The organism is Pedobacter sp. 10L46_2, assembly GCF_056395165.1.
Genome location: NZ_JBFTIZ010000459.1, coordinates 1 through 2165, shown reverse-complemented (window position 1 = coordinate 2165; position 2165 = coordinate 1). Strand labels below are relative to the sequence as shown.

The following is a 2165-nucleotide window of genomic DNA, read 5'->3' as shown; positions in this document are numbered from 1 at the left end:
GTCCTTAATGATGGAAGTAGCAGTCAGTTCATCGGATCTTACCAGATCCAAGGCGACAGATTAAAGATAACTACTACCGAAAAGCTGGAGCAGGAACAAGGAAAACCAGTTCAACGAACCCCTACGAATTACACACTCTACGAAAATGCCACCTTTAGTATTACTGGCGACATCCTTAAACTGAATTACACTAGCTACCCTGCCGACGCGCCGGTTAATACGCCCGCAAAATTCCGCAGACTGATCACGATTGATGAAGGTGGATTGACACCATAGGCTTACTAGACTGGAAAATCCGATGAAAGAAAACATTTTGTACACCTCCGTAGCTCCATTACTTGAATACTTTAATCGGTTAATCCCTTTAAGCAGAGAAGAAAAACAACTTGTAGCTGAACTATTTAAACCTCGGTTATACAGAAAAAGACAGTACGTTTTACAGGAGGGGGATGTTTGCTCTATTTTTAACTTTGTAGTACGGGGGTGTTTGCGGATGTATAAAATTGACGATAAAGGAAATACTCACATTATACAGTTTGCGACAGAAAATTGGTGGCTAATGGATATTGGTAGTTTCCATGGAAAAGAACCGTCAGAACTTAATATAGACGCAATTGAGGATACAATGGTACTTCATATAAGTTATAATGACCTCATCAACTTATATACAAAGGGGCCAAAATTCAATCTGATATTCAGAGTGCTGATCGAAAACAGCTTTGTTTCACTGCAAAAGCGACTATTACAAAACATCAGTTCTACTGCCGAAGAACGTTATCTGTCGTTTATGCAAGATTATTCCCACTTAAATAATCGCCTACCTCAGGTGCAAATCGCATCATTTATAGGGATTACTCCTGAATTTTTAAGCAGACTCCGTAACAAGCTTGTAAAGCCAAAATCTTAAACCAGATCAATACTATTTCTTGATGCAGTTCATTGGCATGTGAGCTCTTTCTGATGCAATTTTGTGTTATCAATTTAATATAAACTTTAAAAGAAATAACAATGACAAATACATCAAAAGTAGCCGTAATCGGCTTAGGAAACATTGGCCAGGCAGTTGCTGCCAACCTTTCAAAAGCAAACAAAGCTTTCATTGTAGCCGACAGAAATGTAGAGAAAGCAGAAGAATTAGCTGCTAAATTAGGTAAGTCTGCTGTGCCAAGTGATATTGCATCGGCTGTAAAAGACGCCAATATTGTGGTTTTGGCTATTCCATTTGGCGCGATTAAGCCATTTATCTCAGAATATTCAGGTGACCTGGAAGGCAAAATCATTGTTGATCCATCCAATCCTATTGCGCCAGATGGAAACGGTGGGTTTAATAAAATCATTGATCAGAACCAATCTGCCGGCGAAATTAATGCAATAGCGCTACCTAAAAATGCAAAATTGGCGAAAGCGTTAGGAACATTGGGTGCTGCTTCGCTTAGCGGAGCCGCTTATCAATCTCCAGAAAAATCAGTATTGTTTTATGCAACAGATGATACAAACATCGATGCTGATGTAGAAGAATTAATTAAAGACAATGGATTTGATCCGGTTCGGGTAGGGGCAATCAATCAGTCAATTCGTATCGAGGTATTCGGTGATCTTCACGAATTCGGTGCATTGGGAAAAACTGTTACGGCATCGGAGGCAAAAGCCAAAATCTAATCTTGAACTACCCACATCTGGTCCTTAGTATGCCAGATGTGGATAGTTAGATAATTAGATAAATTACCCCTTTGCGGCGTCTTCCAAATCTTTGATAATGATCTTGGTCATCTTCATCATAACTTGCATTACGCGTTGGGCCTTTTCTACATCTTTATCTTGTAATAATTCCCCTAGTATAGCAGGCGATACCTGCCACGACAAACCAAATTTATCTTTTAACCATCCACACTGCGATGTTTCACCACCTCCAGCTACAAGGCTTTTCCAGTAGTAGTCAATTTCTTCCTGTGTATTGGCCTCAATAGAAAAAGAGACTGACTCGTTAAATTTGAACTGTGGACCTCCATTTAATAGTATAAACTGTTGATCTTCTATTTCCATATCGACAGCCAGTATTTCACCGCCAAAACCAGGTGCGTCTTTTGGATAATAGCTGGCATTAAGTACTTTTGAGTTTTTAAATACTGAGGTGTAAAAGTCAATTGCCTCTTTAACATTATGGT

Annotated in this window: 4 protein-coding genes; 3 read left to right on the top strand and 1 reads right to left on the bottom strand. The window is 39.3% G+C overall.

What is annotated here, in order from left to right; all coding sequences use genetic code 11:
• The 3 genes from AC1DDX_RS26715 to AC1DDX_RS26705 form a co-directional block, all read left to right on the top strand.
• On the top strand, positions 1-276 hold a 276-nt coding region (locus AC1DDX_RS26715; protein WP_477622958.1), incomplete at its 5' end, for a hypothetical protein.
• A 22-nt stretch (positions 277-298) separates the two neighbouring features.
• The gene (locus AC1DDX_RS26710; protein WP_337715238.1) at positions 299-907 is read left to right on the top strand and encodes a Crp/Fnr family transcriptional regulator; all 609 of its coding nucleotides are present in this window, start codon (positions 299-301) and stop codon (positions 905-907) included.
• Between the two features lie 101 nt (positions 908-1008).
• Positions 1009-1659, top strand: coding sequence for an NADPH-dependent F420 reductase (locus tag AC1DDX_RS26705; RefSeq protein ID WP_172660550.1), 651 nt, complete (start codon positions 1009-1011; stop codon positions 1657-1659).
• A gap of 63 nt (positions 1660-1722) precedes the next feature.
• On the opposite strand, the gene AC1DDX_RS26700 is transcribed toward AC1DDX_RS26705, so the two are convergent.
• Positions 1723-2165, bottom strand: a 443-nt coding sequence (locus AC1DDX_RS26700; RefSeq protein WP_477622957.1) for a VOC family protein, incomplete at its 5' end; no start/stop codon positions are given.